Genomic DNA, 17,280 nt, shown 5'->3' with positions numbered 1-17,280 from the left:
GATGAGCGCGACCGGTTTGCCCGCTGAGTCATGGGCCGTGGCCCTCCACGGAAATCCATACGACGAAGCGCCCCTGGGCGCCGGCGTCGTCATCGCCGACAAGCTCGTCCTCGCCTGCGAGCATGTGGCGTTTCAGGAGGAATCACTGCGTGACCTGTGGGTCGCGTTCCCCCGAGCCTTCCATGTGGCGCCGGGCATGCGCCGTCGAGTGCGGGCATGCGCCTTCAACGGACGCACGGAAGGCAGGCTCGACCTGGTTCTCCTGGAGCTGGACGAGCCCGTGCCCCCTGGCGTAGAGCCGGCCCGTCTCCGCCGCCCATCCGGCCACGACCTCATCGGCAAGACTTGGCGAGCCTATGGGTTTCCGCGGCACAGTGACGGGGGCCGCCCGGCGACCGGCGTCATCGACGGTGAAGGCGGTTACGGGCGCATCCAGATGGGGAGCGGACGCGGCACGGGCGTCACGCAAGGGTTCAGCGGCGCCGCGCTCTGGTCTCCCGACTACGACGCTGTCGTAGGGATCATCGTGGCTGCCGATCCGGCGACGGAATCAGGTCAGGCGCTCACCCTCGCGTACGCGGACGAACACCTTCCCGGCATGAAACTGTCGACGCTCGACGCGTGGCGGCTGGCTGACGCCGACGAGTTGACGCACGCCGCCTGGGGCTGGACCTTGGCGACGGACGGGGAAGCACGCCGACATTGGCTTCCTCGCGCTCGCGGGGTCGCCTCTGGCGCGGAAACCGGACATCGGTTTCGTGGCCGGTCGGCCGCGCTGCGGCGAATCCGTCAGTTCCTCGATCGCCCGGACGCCGACGGGCGGCCTATGGTAGTCACCGGCTCGCCGGGCGTCGGCAAGTCTGCCGTGCTGGGCCGGGTGGTTACCACCGCCGACGCCGAGATCAACGAGGCCCTGCCTGCTGAAGACACCGCCGAACGAGCCACCGTCGGCTCGGTCGCCTGCGCTGTCCATGCCAAGGGCAAGACGGCGCTCGAGGTCGCCGGGGAGATCGCCCGTGGCATAGGTACGGGACTTCCGAACGCCACGGCAGATCTGATTCCCGCGCTCCGCCATCGTCTCGAGTCTCGCCCGGCCCGCTTCAACGTGGTGGTGGATGCCTTGGACGAGGCGGCCACCCCCGCGGATACACGCGAACTGGTGGACAAGGTGCTGGTTCCACTGGCTCGTACGTGCGGGCATCTGGGAGCGCAGGTGGTGGTGGGCACCCGGCGCACCGACGACCTCGGTGACCTTCTCGGCGCGTTCGGCTCGGACGCCGAGAAGATTGACCTGGACGCGCCGGAGTACTTCTCCCCCGGAGACCTGGCCGACTACGCGCAGGCAACCCTGCAGCTCACGGGGGCGGATCGAGATTTTGCACCCTACGCCGACCCGGCAGTCGCCGCACCACTAGCCGCGCGCATCGCCGCTCTCGCCGACCGAAACTTCCTCATCGCGGGTTTGGTGGCACGCACCCGGGCTCTACGCGACCTGACCCCGGTCGATCCACGACACGTCGCGTTCACCGCCACTGTCGGCGACACGCTCCACGAGTACGTCACGGAGCTACCCAACGCCGGGAAGGTTCCGGCGCGGCTGGTGTTGACCGCGCTCGCCTACGCTGAGACTCCGGGCCTGCCTCTGCGGCTGTGGCAAGCGGCCGTCGCCGCTCTAGGCGCCACCGTGACACTGGGGCAGTTAGGCGAGTTCGCTCGAACATCGGCAGCCAATTTCCTGGTGGAGTCCGGAGATCCGGGAAGGCCCATCTACCGGCTCTTTCACCAGGCGCTCAACGATGCGCTGTTGACCGAGCGGCGAGCTACCGGCCAGTGGGTCTCCGACGAACAGCGATTGGTAAGCACCTGGACGGGCCTCGGCCGCAAGGAGACCTGGGCTGCCGCCCCGCAGTACCTTCTGCGCTCGCTGCCTCAGCATGCCGCGCGCGCCGGGTCGGTCGACGACCTGCTCAACGACGATGAGTACCTCTTGCACGCGCGCCTGGACAGACTCCTGCCCGTAGCCGGCTCAGGCCGCTCCGAATCGGGACAGGCACGCCGGCGCCTGCTTCAGCGCACCCCACAAGCGTTTCACGCCCCACCGGAGGAGCGGGCGGCACTGTTCTCGGTCGTCGACCGACTCGACGATCTGCGTGCCGGCATGAGTTCGGGCGCCATGGACATGCCGTACGAGGCCAACTGGGCGACCACACCGCCACGGCTCGAGAGCGCCGTTCTAGACGGTCACTCCCTCGCTGTCCACGACGTCTGCGCCATCGAGGTCGACGGGCGGCATCTGCTGGCCTCGGCGGGAGAGGACGGCACGGTCCGGCTGTGGGACCCTCTCACCAATCAGACGGTCAGGGTCATCTCCTGTCACGACGACTGCATTCGTGGCCTCTGCGCGGTCACCGCGGGAGGCTACACACGACTCGCCACCGCCAGCCACGACGGCACGATAGGAATCTGGGATCCACGCTCGGGTGTGCGGCTGCACAGCCTTCACGGCCATGGTGACTGGGTGCGCAACCTGTGCGCCCTGCCGCTGCCGAGCGGCGATCTGCTCGCCTCTGCGGGCGACGACAGGCGAGTTCGGATCTGGGATGTGGCCGGCGGTCTCGCGATTCACACACTGACCGGTCACACGGGCTGGGTCACGGCAGTGACCCACGTGCCGGCAGGACCGTACGGGATGCTCGCCACCACGGGCGTCGACGGAACCATCCGCCTGTGGGACCCGTTGACCGGCGGCCTCCAGCAAACGCTCCGGGCCGGTGCCGGATGGCTGACGACGTTGTACGCCGTTGCCGAGCCGGATGGCGCTCTCCTGGCGTCGGGCGGCTACGACGGCATAGTCAGGGTCTGGGATCCCCTGACCGGAGAGCTTCACGCCGCACTGTCCGGCGGCGGCAGCCCGGTCACCGACCTGTGCACGGTCCGCGGATCCGAGGGGGACCTGCTGGCTGCCACCAGCGAGGACGGCACGGTGCGGCTGTGGGACGTCGCCACGTTGACCGAGCGCTCAACGCTGCACGGCCACGCGAGCTGGATTCGGGCAATCTGCGCGCTGCCGATGCCCGGTCCCCACATGCTCGCGACCGCGGGAGACGACGGAACTGTCCGGCTCTGGAACCCGGCGGAGGAACTGCCGCAGAAGGTCGCGGTAAGCGCGTTGCCCGGCGCTGTCGCCGACGTGTGTGGTGTGCGTGTGGGTGCCGACACTCTGGTTGTGGCCGGCCACAGCGACGGTGTAGTCCGCCTTCACGACTCAGCGAACGGGAAGCCGCGTATCGAACTACGCACTCACGCCGGAACGGTGAACGCTCTCGGCGTCGTCGAGGATGAGGAAACGCTGTACCTCGCGGCGGCCTGCCGGATCCCCACCGTCGAGCTTTGGGACCTGACTGACGAGGAACTGGTTCGCGAATTCCGGCAGCATTCCGATCAGGTCAACGCGATAGCCGTGTTTCCCGGTGAAGATGGCCTTCTTGTTGCCTCGGCCGGTGAGGACCAGACGATACGTCTCTGGGATCCCCGCACCGCCACGATCCGCGGCCTCTTGGTCGGCCATCGCGACTGGGTGACCTCACTGGCCGCAGTCCGCCGGGCCGAAAGAACTGCGATGGCTTCGGGGGACAACAGCGGGGTGGTCCGCTTCTGGCGCAGCGACGGCTGCGTGGCATGGGAACAGCACGGGCATCAGGGTGCGGTCGACGCCCTGTGTTCGATCGTCCTCGAGGAACGGACGGTGCTGGTCACCGGCGGCGCGGACCGCAGCATCCGCTTGTGGAATGCTGAGGACGGTCGGCTCATCAGGGTTCTGACAGGTCATACCGCAGCTGTGACCGGCCTCGACGTTGCCGACGTGGCCGGGCACCAGGTCTTGGTGTCGGCGAGTCTGGACCGCACCGTCCGGCTGTGGAATCCCCGACTGGGACGCGCCCATCGGGTGATTCCTGTCCATCACCGGGCGCGCGCATGTCGCCGCATCGGTGATCACATGGTCATCGGGCTCGAGCACGGATTGCTGTCACTCGTCCTCAAGGGCTTGTGAGGACGCTCGCACGAACGCTTCCGACCGCGCGGGCCCGAGGGTGACCAACCGCGACGGAAACGCCGGGACGCGGATTGCTGATCGGGTGCTGACGTGTTGCTCATCGCGCGTCTTGAGCATTGATGTTTGTGGATCTTAGCGTGCTGTCCAGGTGGCCGGGCGGGACCCGTCCGGCGCCCGGACTCCATGAAGGGGACAGCATGGCAACAGGTCCACACTCCAAACGCACGGCCCGATCGCTGGTCGCCGCGGGCGTGGCGATCGTCGTCGCCGGCGCGGGGCTGGTCGCGGGCGGGAGCGGCGCACAAGCCGCGCCGTCGGCGGCCCCGAAGGACAAGGTTCGGCCGGAGCTCGCCGCGCAGATGGCGGCGCGCGGTGGCGGCGACTTCTGGATCAGGTTCGGCGGCCGGGCCGACCTGGGCGCGGCCGGCCGGATCAAGGATTGGAACGAGCGGGGCACGGCCGTGGCCGCCGCCCTCAAGAAGGCCGCGGCGGCCAGCCAGGGCACCGTCCGCGCCGAGCTCGACCGGGACGGCACCAAGTATCAGGCCTTCTGGGCCACCAACGCGATCAAGGTCAGCGGCGGATCGGCCGATCTCGTGCGGAGCCTCGCCGCGCACTCCGAGGTCGAGGGCCTCTACCCCTCGGTCGCCATCGAGGCGCCCAAGGTGAGCGAGGGGGTCGACCAGAAGGCCGTCAACGCCGTCGAGTGGGGCGTCGCGAACATCAACGCCGACGACGTCTGGTCGCAGTACGGCGTCACCGGCGAGGGCATCACGGTCGCCAGCATCGACACCGGCGTCCAGTTCGACCACCCGGCGCTGGTCGGCTCCTACCGGGGCAACAACGGCGACGGCACCTTCACCCACGACTACAACTGGTTCGACGCCGCGAGCGCCTGCGGAGGCGGCGCTCCTTGTGACACCAACGGCCACGGCACCCACACGATGGGCACGATGGCCGGCGCGGACGGCGCCAACCAGATCGGTGTCGCCCCGGGCGTCCGCTGGATCGCCGCGGACGGCTGCTGCCCCTCGGACACCGCGCTGATCTCGTCGGGTCAGTGGATGCTGGAGCCCACCGACCACACGGGCGCCAACCCGGACGCGAGCAAGCGGCCCAACATCATCAACAACTCGTGGGGCACCACGCAGCCGTCGTTCGACCCGTTCTTCGACGACATCACCAGCGCGTGGGAGGCGTCGGGCATCTTCGGCGTGTGGTCCAACGGCAACATCGGGCCCAGTTGTACGACGAGCGGGTCGCCGGGCAGCCTCACCGGCAACTACTCGGTCGGCGCGTACGGCGTGGACAACACGATCGCCGAGTTCTCGTCGCGCGGCGCCGGGCAGAACGGCGAGCTGAAGCCGAACATCGCCGCGCCCGGCGTGAACGTGCGCTCCAGCTGGCCGGGCAACGGCTACAACGCGATCAGCGGCACGTCGATGGCCGCGCCGCACCTGGCCGGCGCGATCGCGCTGCTGTGGTCGGCCGCCCCGGCGCTCGCCGGTGACGTGGCCGGCACCAAGGCGCTGCTGGACGACACGGCGACCGACAGCGAGGCCACCCAGTGCGGCGGCACCGCCGACGACAACAACGTCTTCGGCGAGGGCCGGCTCGACGCGCTGGCCCTGCTGGCCGCCGCGCCGATCGGGGACACCGGCATCCTGGCCGGCAAGGTCACCGACGCGGCCACCGGCGCGCCGATCGCCAACGCCACAGTGGCGCTGACCGGCGCCGCCGAGCGCAGTGTCGTCACCGGGACCGACGGCACGTACTCGACGCGGCTGGTCACCGGCGACTATCAGGTGGCCGTCACGGCGTACGGCTATGGCTCGAAGACTGTGCCGGCGACCGTCGAGAAGGACGAGACCAGCACGGCGGACGTGGCTCTGACCGCGGTGCCCACGGTCACCGTCGGCGGCACGGTCACGGACGGCTCGGGTCACGGCTGGCCGCTCTACGCCAAGGTGACCGTCGCCGGGCCGGGCGGGGTCTCCGACTACACCGCGCCGGCGAACGGCCGGTACAGCGTCAAGCTGCCGGCCGGCGCGACCTACCGAATCACCGTCACCCCGCAGTACCCGGGATACGAGACGGTCACCAAGGACGTCGTGGTGGGCACGAGGAACGTCACGCAGAACGTGGCGGTGCCCGTGTCCGCGGCCGACTGCACCACGGCGCCCGGATACGTGACCGCCACCGACGGCGAGTACGAGACCTTCGACGGCACGTCGGCGCCCGCCGGCTGGTCGGTCGTGGACCACAAGGGCAACGGCCAGGTCTGGAAGTTCACCGACGACGGCAACCGCGGCAACCACACCGGCGGCGCGGGCGGCTTCGCCATCATCGACAGCGACAAGTACGGCAACGGCAACACGCAGAACACGTCGCTGGTCAGCCCGGTGGTGGACCTGACCGGCGTGACCGCGCCGGTGATCGGGTTCGACCAGGACTTCCGGCAGTACGCCGCGGAGCGCACCGACGTCGAGCTCAGCGTCGACAGCGGCGCCACCTGGGAGACCGTGCTCTCGCAGGCGCAGGGCGTGCCCGGCCCGAAGCACACCGAGGTCGCGATCCCGCAGGCCGCGGGCAAGGCCCAGGTGCAGGTGCGGTTCCACTACGTCGACGGCACGTACGCCTGGTACTGGGCGGTCGACAACGTGCTGATCGGCAGCCGGATCTGGTGCGAGCCGACCGAGGGTGGCCTGGTCATCGGCCACGTCCGCGACGCCAACACCGGCGGCTACGTCAACGGCGCCACCGTCACGAGCAAGGACGCGCCGGCCGAGAAGGCGACCACCGTCGCGACGCCGGACGACACCGAGCTCGCGGACGGCTTCTTCTGGATGCTGTCGACGAAGACCGGCGCGCACACGTTCGAGGCCAAGGCCGGCAGCTACGCCGGCGCCAGCCAGACGATCGACGTCGAGGCGGACGGGGTCACCCCGGCGACGTTCTCGCTGGGCGCCGGCCGGCTCGAGGTCACGCCGGCCGCGCTGAGCGCCGGCCTGCGGCTGCCGGACGGCACCACGAACAAGAAGTTCACCGTCACCAACACCGGCACCCAGCCGGTCACGGTGGAGCTCGGCGAGCGGGACGGCGGCTTCGAGATGCTCAGGGCCGACGGCTCCCGGTCGACGCGGGAACAGATCCTCGCGGCGGCGGGCGCACCGGCCCAGCGGCTGAGCGCGCCGACCTCGTTCGCGGCGAAGCCGTCCGGCAAGGCCGTCACCGCGGCTGCCGCGGCGGACGGCCCGCTGGCCGAGCCGTGGACGACCATCGCCGAGTACCCGGCCAAGATCATGGACAACCGGGTGGTGAACCTGGACGGGAAGGTCTACTCGATCGGCGGCACCGACGGTTCCGCGGCGTCGAAGGCCAACTACGTCTACGACCCGGCCACCCAGGCATGGTCGCCGATCGCGGAGCTGCCCGAGGCACGCTCGGCGATGACGGTGGGCGCCGTCGACGGCAAGATCATCGCGACCGGCGGGTGGGGCCCGTCCGGGCCGGAGGCGGCCACGTGGTCGTACGACCCGGCCGCGAACGCCTGGACCCGCAAGGCGGACAACCCGGCGCCGCGTTCCGCCGCCGGCCAGGCGGTGGCCGACGGCAAGCTGTACGCGGTCGGCGGCTGCACCACGGCGGCCTGCCTGCCGATGGCGAACGACGTGGTCAGCTACGACCCGCAGGCCGACAGCTGGGCGACGCTGCCGGACTACCCGAAGTCGCTGGCGTTCGCGTCCTGCGGCGCCGTGGAGGGCGTCGTCTACTGCTCCGGCGGTAACGACGGCTCCGCGTCGCAGAAGGCCGGCTACGCCTTCGACCCGTCCGCCGGCACGTGGAGCCCGATCGCCGACGCGCCGTCCGACCACTGGGCCGCGTCGTACGCGGTGGCGAACGGCAAGCTGCTCGTCGTGGGCGGCTCGCAGGCCAACGCGATCACCAACGTGGGCTTCGCGTACGACCCGGCGGCCAACTCGTGGGCCGCTCTGCCCAACGCCAACACGGCCCGCTACCGGGGCGCGGCGGCCTGCGGCTTCTACAAGGTCGGCGGCTCCTCGGGCGGGTTCACCGCCACGACCAGCGGCGAGGCGCTGCCCGGTCTGGAGGAGTGCGCCGAGGGCGGCGACGTCAGCTGGATGACGATCGACAAGCCGTCGCTCACGCTGGCGCCCGGCACGAAGGCCACGGTCACCGTCACCGTCACCGCCGCCGTGGACCAGCCGGGCACGTACACCGGCCTGGTCACCGTCAAGGAGAACACCCCGTACACGGTGCCCCCGGTCGGTGTCACGCTGAACGCGTCGCCGCCCAAGACCTGGGCCAAGCTGATGGGTACGGTCACCGGCGCCTCCTGTGGCGGCGGCGCCGGCACCCCGCTCGCGGGCGCCACGGTCCAGGTGGACTCGTGGGCGACGTCGCTCACCTTCGCCACGGACGCCCAGGGCGCGTACGCGTACTGGCTCGACAAGCGCAACAACCCGCTCACCCTGATCGCGGCCAAGGACGGCTGGAAGCCGCAGGCCCGCACCTCGAAGGTCAACCCCGCGGCGCCGAAGGTGGAGGACTTCGCGCTCCTGCCCGTTCGCTGCTGACCACCCCCTGAGATGACCGGCCCGCCTGTGGTGATCCGCGGGCGGGCCGGTTTCTCACAGGGCGAAGCGGATGCCGACTCCCCGGATGGCGTGGATCGTCGCGCCGGCGCCGATGCGGGCGAGCTTGGCGCGCACCCGGCGCACCGTCGAATGGATGTCGGAGCCGCGGCCGACGTGCTCGTTGCCCCAGACTTCGAGGTGCAGTCTCTGGTACGTCCAGACCCGGCCCGGCGCGCCCACCAGGCAGCGCAGGAAGTCGTGCTCGAGCGGGGTGAGCGCCACCTCCCGGTCGAGCCAGCAGAGCACCCGCCGGTCGGAGTCGATGCGCAGCCCGCGCGGCTCCTGTTCGGCCGGCGGTGGCGCCACCACGTCGAGGAACTGCCGCGCCTGGTCCACGGTGGACACCACGACGAACGTCTCGGCGCCGCCGAGCAACTGCGCGAGCCTCTTGCGGCCGTCCGCCGAGGACGCGATGCCGATGGCCATCGCTGGCACCGCACTCTCCGTCATTCCCCCGCCTCCCGACAGTGCTGCCGTCATCGATGGGTGACGATAAATCCGCTTTGTTACGGTCCCGTCAACCGCCGTCCCGGTTGCCGCGACAAGGCATCGAGATAAGGCTATGTGCGCTGGCCGGGGGCGCCGTGGCGATCTTGCGTCATGTCGTATCTACGCCACCGCGGCGCGGACGCGAACCGGCCCCGGACCGAGAGGGTCCGGGGCCGGCCGGTGTGCCGCGGGGTGTCAGAGGTCGGCGGGGCCCGCCGCGGTGGCCTCCTGGACGGCGCCGGTGCGCCGCTCGACGGCCTTGGCGGTGTCGTCGTCCCGCGCCGGCGCCGAACGGGCCGCGGACCGGGCGGCGGCCGCGGCCGGGGCCGGATCGGTGACGACGCCCCGGCGGATGCGGTTGTTCGCGGCGATCTGGGCCACCGGCGTGTTGCCGGTCGCGGTCAGCACGCCGTCGATGATGTTGTCGTCGACGGTGACGCCGCCCGTGGTGCTGGTGACGCTGACGTCCTTGCCGAAGTAGCCGCCCGACGCGCAGGAGTCGAGCGCGCCGTTCGGGCCGAGCTGCACGCCGCCCAGGTTGCCGGCGAACGTGGCCTTGCCCCGCACCGAGCTGCCGCAGACGACGCTGCCGGTGGCGCTGTTGAGCACCGAGAGGGTGCCGTCCACGAACGAGTCGTGCAGATCGGTGTAGTAGGTGCCGGTGCTGCTGACGCTGCCGGTGACCTCCGAGCCCTTGTCGAGCCGGACCTCGCCCGCCTGCACGTTGACGCTGCCGGTCACCGTGCTGCCCTCGGCGAACAGGAAGCTGTCGACAGTGGTGGTGCCCTTCGGCCGTACGGTGACCGAGCCACTCGCCGTGTCCTTGAGGAACACGCCGTACCCGCCGGCCGCGAGCACGACCGGCCCGGCGACAGTGGTGTCCGAGGCGTCGAAGTAGCCGTTGCCGGCCACCCGCACCTCGCCGGCGAACTGGCCGCCCGTGACGACCAGGTTGGCGCCGGCCGCGACGCTGATGTTGCCGGTGACGATGGTGCCGGTGAGCGAGCACGACTCGTTCGCGGGCACGTAGAGGTCGTTCGGCACGGTCACCGCGCCGCCGGTGCCGATGCAGTAGGTGACCAGCGCGGCGTCGGCCGGAGCGGCGGCGACCAGAGAGAGTGTCAGGCCGGCGGTGAGAGCAGCCAGATAGCGTTTCACGGAGTTTCCCTTCATGATCCGATGTCCGAACGGGCGGCCGCGCGGACGATCGCGCCCTGTTGCCGTTTGGTGAGGGTGCCGCCGGTGACGAGCGCGGCGGTGACGGTCTCGACGTGCCGGACGAAGGCGGCGTGATCGGGATAGTCGCCGTGCTCGGCGACCAGATCGTTGATGGTGCAGCCGTTTCCGGTGTCCTTGTTGGGGACACCGGTGTCTTCGCCGTCGATGACGACGGTCGGCCGGGTGTCCGAGACCGGGCAGCCGTCCTCGCCGTCGCTGACGACCGTGAAGGTCACCGCCTCGTCGGCCGAGGTGTTCCCGGCCGCGTCCGTGGCGCGGGCCCGCACGGTGTGCGCGCCGAGCCCGGTGACCGTCAGCGGCGCGGTGTAGGCCGTCCAGGCGCCGGTGTCCAGCGAGTACTGGATCGTGCCGGCTTCCGAAGCGCTCACCGTGACCGTGGCACCGCCGACATAGGCGCCGGTGTCGTCCTGCTCGCCGGCGACCTCGACCGTGACCGTGGGAGGCGTGTCGTCCCGTTCCACGACCGTGAAGTGCGCCATCTGCTCGGCCGAGGTGTTGCCCGCGTTGTCGGTCGCCCGGTAGTGCAGCATGTGCATGCCGGGCGTGCCGACGACGACCGCGCCGGTGTACGCGGTGAAGGCCGCGCCGTCCAGCGAGTACTCGATGCGGGCCACCCCCGAGCCGGCGTCGGTGGCGGTGAGCGTGGCGGTGGCCGTGCCCACGTAGTTGCCCTCGCCGTCGCGGTCGCCGGCGAGCTGCGCGGTGACCGTCGGCGGCGTCGTGTCCTCCTCGGGTTCCGGCGCCACGACGGTGAACGCCAGCGAGCCCTCGGCGGAGGCGTTGCCCGACTTGTCGGTCGCCCTGTACCGAACCGTGTGGGCGCCGGCCGCGGTCACCGCCACGGGCGCGGTGTACGCCTGGAACGCGCCCCCGTCGAGCGAGTACTCCACGGTGTCCACACCGGACCCGCTGTCGGTCGCGGTGACCGTGACGGTCGCCGACCCGATGTAGTTGCCGTCGCCGTCCCGGTTTCCGGCGGCCTGGGCGCTCACCGTGGGCGGCGTCGTGTCGGGTTCGCCGCCGCCCTGGGTGACCACCAGCTCGCCGACCATGGTGCCGTGCCCCGGGATCGAGCAGAAGTACCGGTACTTGCCCGGGGTGAGGGTCACCGTCGCCTCGTGCCGGCCGTTGTTCGCGTCGAACGGGTTGGCCAGGATGTTGAGGGTGACGTCGTGGTTGTAGCCCGCCGTCGTCGTGTCGAAGGTCAGCGTGTGCGGCATCCCGACCGTGTTGCCGGTGGCCTCGCTGTTCTCGAACACGATGGTGGTGGCGCCGGCGACGGCCGAGGCCGGCGCCGACTTGTAGCGGGTCACGTCGCCGTCCGCGGTCCAGGTCAGCGTCTGCGCCGCCGTGGCCGGGGCTGCCGGTGACAGGAGCATCAGCGCGGCGAGGAGGAGAAGGAACCGTTTCATAGGGCACGCACCCGGATGTCGCGGAAGTCGACCAGGTCGGTGTCGCTGTGGTTCTGCAGGCCGATCAGGCCCTCGGCGAACTGCCGCAGGTCGGTCGGCGGGTCACCGGCGCGCGACGACTGCTTGCCGGGGGTGTTGTCGAACTCGTTGATGACCTTGCCGTTGCGGATGATCGTGTAGTGCTGGCCGACGACCCGGATCTCGTAACGGTTCCACACGTTCTTCGCGGTGGCGCCGGCCGCGCTCAGCGGGTTCGGGTCGAAGTTGTAGATCGAGCCCGTCTTCTGCGGCTCGCCCGTCTCGCCGTCGTAGATCTGGATCTCGTGGCCGCAGTAGATCGCCACCCAGGCCTGCGACGTGCGGGCCGACCCGACCGTGCCGCAGCTGCCGGCGGGTCTTTGGTCGAGCGGGATCCGCGGGTCGGGGAACCGCGTGAAGACGCCGCTGTTGCCGCGCGCGTCGCCGGGTGCGACGTCACGGAACTGCAGCGTCAGCGAGAAGTCCTTGAAGGGCTTGGTGTAGTAGAGCATTCCGAGCCCGCCGCTGGGCCGCAGCGACCCGTCCGGCTGGATCGTGAACTGCCCGGTGGGCGCCTGCGCCCAGTCGGTCAGCGACTCCGGCGTGCCGTTGTAGAGCGAGGTGTAGCCGGTGTGCCCTTCCCGGCCGATCGGCGACGACGCGGCCGCCTTGGTCAGCGCGCCCACCTCCCGGGCGCTGAGGACCTTGTCGTCGGCCAGGCGCGAGGTGACCTCGGTGACGTGCCGGACGAAGGCGTCGTGGGTGGCCCACGTGCTCTCGTCGTCGATCAGGTCGTCCACGGTGCATCCCTGGCCCACGACCCGGTTCGGCACACCGGAGTCGACAGCGTCCAGCCGTACGGTCGTGGCCGGATCCGCCACCGCGCACCCCACCGTGACCGCCGTCCGCACGGTCTCGGTCTGCCCGCCGGCGTACGTGATGGTCAGCGTCGCCTGGTAGGTGCCGACCCGGGCGTACGTGTGCCGGGGATTCGCCTCGGTCGACGTGCCGCCGTCGCCGAAGGTCCACTTGTACGACAGGCCGCCCGACCGTGATCCGGCGAAGGCGATCGTCAGCGGCTTGTCCTGCACGGCCACCGCTGTCGCCGTCGGCGCCGGGGTCGGCGCCCCGCCCTGATAGGTCACCCGGATCAGCTTCTGGTTGGCGTGCAGGGTGAAGAAGCCGCCGCCGTAGTCGAGCAGGTAGAGCGCGCCGTCCGGGCCGAACTTGGCGTCCATCCACGACTGGAGCTGGGTGCCACCGCCGCCCGCCGGGATGATGGCGCGCAGCGACTCGGCGAACGCCGGCGGGGCCTGCTGAGGCACCCCGGCCGGATCGACAGTGACCGCGACCCGGTTGGCCGAGTTCGCCTGGTCGCCGATGAACCACTTGTCGTTCCAGTACGACGGCCAGGCCACCGTCGACTTCGGGTCGACCAGGTCCCGGTGATAGGTCGGGCCCGACATCACGGCCTGGCCCCCGCCGCGCAGATAGGGCTGGGTGTACGTGGCGTCGGCCGCCTTGTACGTCGGGATGCCGCTGCCGTCGTCGCGCTTCGGGAAGACCGGGCCGCCACCGTCCGGCGAGTACCAGATCATGTTGTCCTTGATCGGCGGCAGGTCGACGAGGCCGGTGTTGCGCGGCGACTCGTTCTTCGGGTGGTCGCAGTCGTACCAGCCGGTCAGCACCGTGGCGTCGGTGTTGCTGCGGTCACGGTACGGCTGCCGGTTGCCCATGCAGTACGGCCAGCCGTGGTTGCCCGCCTCGGTGATGATCGTGGCGGTCTCGTACTTGGCCGGCCCCAGCTCCGGGCTCGGCGCCGACGCGTCCGGGCCGACCCAGCCGGCGGTGAGCCACTGCGTCTTCGGGTCGATCTGGAGCCGCGAGATGTTGCGCACGCCCATCACGTAGATCTCCGGCCGGGTCTTCTCCGTACCGGGTGGGAAGAGGTTGCCCCGCGGGATCGTGTAGGTGCCGTCCGCCTCCGGGTGGATGCGGATGATCTTGCCGTTGAGGTCGTTGGTGTTGCCCGCCGTGCGGCGCGCGTCCTGGAACGACACGCCCTCGTAGGCCTGGGTCCAGTTGTTGCCCGAGTAGCCGTTCGAGCCGCCCGACGAGTTGCTGTCGCCCGAGCCGACGTACAGGTTGCCCTGGGCGTCGAACGCCATGCCGCCGCCCGCGTGGCAGCAGCTGTGGATCTGCACCGGCCACTGCAACAGGTCCTTGCGGGTGCCCTGGTCGATCGTCTGCGCCGTGCGGTCATACGTGAATCGGGAGATCGTCCGCTGGCCGATGCGCTTCTGCCGGTCGATCGACTCGTGCGGCATCCAGTAGACGTAGAGCCAGCCGTTCTCGGCGAACTTCGGGTCGGGCACGATGCCGAGCAGGCCCTCCTCGTTCTTGACCAGCTCGTCGCCGCTGCCCCGGTTGCCCATCACCGGCAGGGTGGTCAGCAGCTTGACCTGCTTGGTGGACGGGCTCCACGAGTGGATGGTGCCGCAGCCCAGGCCGACGTCCGGGTTGTCCCAGCTGACGATCGGCCCGCTCGGGCAGGCCGCCTTGCCGACGTAGAACACGGTGCCGTCCGGCGCGATCGTCAGCCCGTGGGGCTCGCCGATCTGGTCGAGCTCGCCGGTCTTGTTGGCCGCGGTGAGCCGTTCCACCTTGTAGTTGCTCGCGATCGTGGCCTGGCAGTCGGCGCGGGTGATGCCGCTGGTCCAGGCGAGCGCGCCGGTCAGGTGCCGGCGGAACGGGTCCTCGCCGTAGCTGCCCTCGGTGTGGCCCATGCCGGTGTAGAAGGAGCGCCCGCCGTCGTAGTCACGGCACCAGGAGATCGGGTGGAACGGGCCGTTCGCGCCCAGACCCGGGCTGTAGTGCCGCTCCTCGACCTGCGCGAGCGTGTGCACCGTGCCGATCGGGTTGGGATCCCAGTTGTTCCACCGGTCCTCGCGCGTGACGGTCAGCCCGAGGTCCTTCGTGGCCGGGTGCTGCCGGTCGACGATGTCGACCACGGCCCGGTTCACGGCCGGCGGCGCCGGCGTCTCGGTGGTGCCGGTGAACAGCCGCAGGTCGGCCAGCTGGATCAGCGGTTCGCCGCTGTTGGCGGTGATGTTCAGCCGGTAGAACGTGAAGTCGGCCGGGTTCGCCACCGAGAAGCGACGCGTCTGGAAGCGCTCCGGGAAGGTCTGCCCCGTGCGGCGATCCAGGTCGGTCCAGGCCTGGCCGTCGGCCGAGCCCTGCAGCGTCCAGTCCTTGGGGTCGCGGCCGTCGAAGTCGTTCGCCGAGGTGAGCGCGTACCCGGTGATCTTCGCCGGGCTCGCCAGCTCGTAGGTCACCCAGCCGGTCGCGGTGCGGGTCAGCCACTTGGTGTTGGCGTCACCGTCGATGAGCTTGGAGCTGATCTCGTTGGGCGGGTTCTCCCCGCTCGCGGTCACCTTGGCGACCGGGTGGGCCACCGGGATCGAGCCGGCCGGCCGGGTGCCGATCAGGCCGGTGAACCAGGACGAGTCGAGCTGCGCCCGGGCCGCGTCGCCGATGGCGAGGAAGCCGCCCCCGGCGTTGACGAAGCCCTTCAGGGCGGCCTCCTGCCCGGCGTTCAAGGCCGCGCCGTCGGCCGACAGGAAGACCACCGCGCGGTACGCCGCCAGGTCGCCCGCGTTGAAGTCCGCCGTGTCGGTGCTCGCCGTGACCTCGAGCCCCTGCTGTGCGCCGAGCTCCTTGATGGTCGCGGTCGCCTTGACCACCGGATCCTGCTGCGCGTCGGCCGCGCCGGAGAAGACGAGAACCTTGGGTTTCGCCGGTTCGGCGGCCGCCGCCGTCGCCTCTTGAGGCGGGGCTCCCCCGATCGTCAGTAGCGCGGCCATCGCCACCGCTACGGCCTGCCTCATGAGCCGCTCCCTTCATGAACGTGGGTGGCCGCCGCCTTGTGCTGGTGGCCCTTGAACCGGTCGATCGCCTCCTGGGCGCCGGGCGGCATGCTGCCGTCGGCGTTGCGGACCAGGAAGATCCCGGCCATGCCGGTGTCCGAATGCGACTGGACGTGGCAGTGGTACATCCACGCGCCCGGCCCGACGGCCTCACCGGCCAGCACCTGGAACCCGAACGAGCTGCCCGGGTTGAGGTCCTTGTTGTCGATCACCTGGCTCGGGTCGGTGAGGCTCTCGAGCATGCCGGTGCGGTTGTCCGCCCACCGGTGCGCGTGCAGGTGGAACGTGTGGAACAGGCTGCCGTGCCCGATCGCGATCCACTCGACCCGCTGCCCGAGGTTCGCCTCGAACATCGGCGTGTCCGGCGCCGCCTTGTTGTTGATCAGCATGTCGTTGAACACGACAGTGAACTGCTTGTCGGGCAGGATGTCGCCGCGCCGCCGCACGATGAGCGCCCCGTAGAGCCCTCGCACCAGCCCGGCCGTGCCGTGGTCGGTGCCCATCGCGTGATCGTGGTAGTGCCAGTAGCCGGCGCTGCCCGGCATGAACCGCCGCCCCGCGGCCGCGGTCATCTCGTGCGACCGCCAGACGTACGTCCGCGTCTCGCCCGGCGCGTTGAAGGAGCCGTTGAACGGCGCGCCGTCGGAGTCGGTGCTGTAGTCGACACCGTGCGGGTGGATGGAGAGCCGCTGGCTGGTGGTGTTGACCAAGGTGATCTCGAGGGTGTCGCCCTCGTACATCTCGAGGACGGGCCCCGGGATGGTCGCGCCGCCCGGCGTCAGGCCGTAGCCGAACTGGTTGTTGGGCAGCGCCTCCGCGTAGATGGTGATTTTCCGGGTCACGCCCGCCGCCGCCCGGGCAGGCTCGCCGCGCGTCGTGGTCGCCACCGCGACCGCCCCGCCGGTCAGGCCGAGAACCCCGGCCGCCGCGAGCAGCGACCGGCGGCGTAACTGCTGGTGTTCCTGCTTGTCATCGTCAGCGTTGACAACGTTGTCGTCCATACGCGTCCTCCGTCGTCCCCGGCTGCGCCGGGTTGCCCTCGTTCGAGAGAGGTGTGCGTGCAGGGGTGCGCGAGTACCGTCGTCGCCACGGCACCCGCCCGCGCCGGGCCGTCGATCGACCGCGGTGCGCGTGTTTCGGACTTTTCTCAGAGAAGTAAAAACTTCGGTCCGTTGCGAGCAACCTATGACTCATATCGACGGAAGTAAAGGTCTCGTAGCGGAAAGTGCCCGCGCGGTCGCGGGACCGACACGGCGGTGGGCCCCACGCCGCGGGGGCCGCTCCCAGCCCACTGATCTTTCGCCAGAACGTTCCGTCGGCCTGAATCACGTCCGACCCCGCCGGCCCCACGCCGCCGCCGGAACGTGGCGGCCAGGGGACTTCGCCTCGACGAACGCCCATCGCGCACCCGATCCACACCAGAACGAACGTTCTGTCTCGCGGAGACCGAGGGACCGCGCGAGCCCCCGCCCCGACTCCGTACC

Annotated in this window: 6 protein-coding genes and 1 pseudogene; 2 read left to right on the top strand and 5 right to left on the bottom strand. The window is 70.5% G+C overall.

Annotation, left to right across the window (positions count from 1 at the left end; all coding sequences use genetic code 11):
- Nucleotide 1 precedes the first annotated feature (1 nt).
- Both Ade02nite_RS07330 and Ade02nite_RS07325 read left to right on the top strand, forming a co-directional pair.
- The gene (locus Ade02nite_RS07330; RefSeq protein ID WP_203760757.1) at nucleotides 2-4,051 is read left to right on the top strand and encodes an AAA family ATPase; all 4,050 of its coding nucleotides are present in this window, start codon (nucleotides 2-4) and stop codon (nucleotides 4,049-4,051) included.
- A 200-nt stretch (nucleotides 4,052-4,251) separates the two neighbouring features.
- Nucleotides 4,252-8,652 (top strand): S8 family serine peptidase, encoded by a 4,401-nt coding sequence (locus tag Ade02nite_RS07325; protein ID WP_203760756.1) that lies wholly within the window; start codon nucleotides 4,252-4,254, stop codon nucleotides 8,650-8,652.
- Nucleotides 8,653-8,706: 54 nt separating this feature from the next.
- On the opposite strand, the gene Ade02nite_RS07320 is transcribed toward Ade02nite_RS07325, so the two are convergent.
- The 5 genes and pseudogenes from Ade02nite_RS07320 to Ade02nite_RS07300 form a co-directional block, all read right to left on the bottom strand.
- Complete coding sequence (locus tag Ade02nite_RS07320; protein ID WP_203760755.1) at nucleotides 8,707-9,138, bottom strand: winged helix-turn-helix domain-containing protein; 432 nt, start codon at nucleotides 9,136-9,138, stop codon at nucleotides 8,707-8,709.
- A 258-nt stretch (nucleotides 9,139-9,396) separates the two neighbouring features.
- Complete coding sequence (locus Ade02nite_RS07315; RefSeq protein ID WP_203760754.1) at nucleotides 9,397-10,359, bottom strand: hypothetical protein; 963 nt, start codon at nucleotides 10,357-10,359, stop codon at nucleotides 9,397-9,399.
- Nucleotides 10,360-10,586: 227 nt separating this feature from the next.
- A pseudogene (locus Ade02nite_RS07310) lies at nucleotides 10,587-11,852 on the bottom strand (OmpL47-type beta-barrel domain-containing protein); the annotation flags it as partial.
- Nucleotides 11,849-15,757 (bottom strand): ThuA domain-containing protein, encoded by a 3,909-nt coding sequence (locus Ade02nite_RS07305; RefSeq protein WP_203760752.1) that lies wholly within the window; start codon nucleotides 15,755-15,757, stop codon nucleotides 11,849-11,851. The pseudogene Ade02nite_RS07310 and the gene Ade02nite_RS07305, both read right to left, overlap by 4 nt.
- Entirely contained in the window at nucleotides 15,754-16,797 is a 1,044-nt protein-coding gene (locus Ade02nite_RS07300; protein ID WP_203760751.1) for a multicopper oxidase domain-containing protein, read from the bottom strand. Before Ade02nite_RS07300 ends, Ade02nite_RS07305 begins: the two co-directional genes overlap by 4 nt.
- Nucleotides 16,798-17,280: the final 483 nt, after the last annotated feature.

The organism is Paractinoplanes deccanensis (genome assembly GCF_016862115.1).
GTDB lineage: Bacteria > Actinomycetota > Actinomycetes > Mycobacteriales > Micromonosporaceae > Actinoplanes > Actinoplanes deccanensis.
This window is presented reverse-complemented; position numbering and strand designations above follow the sequence as displayed.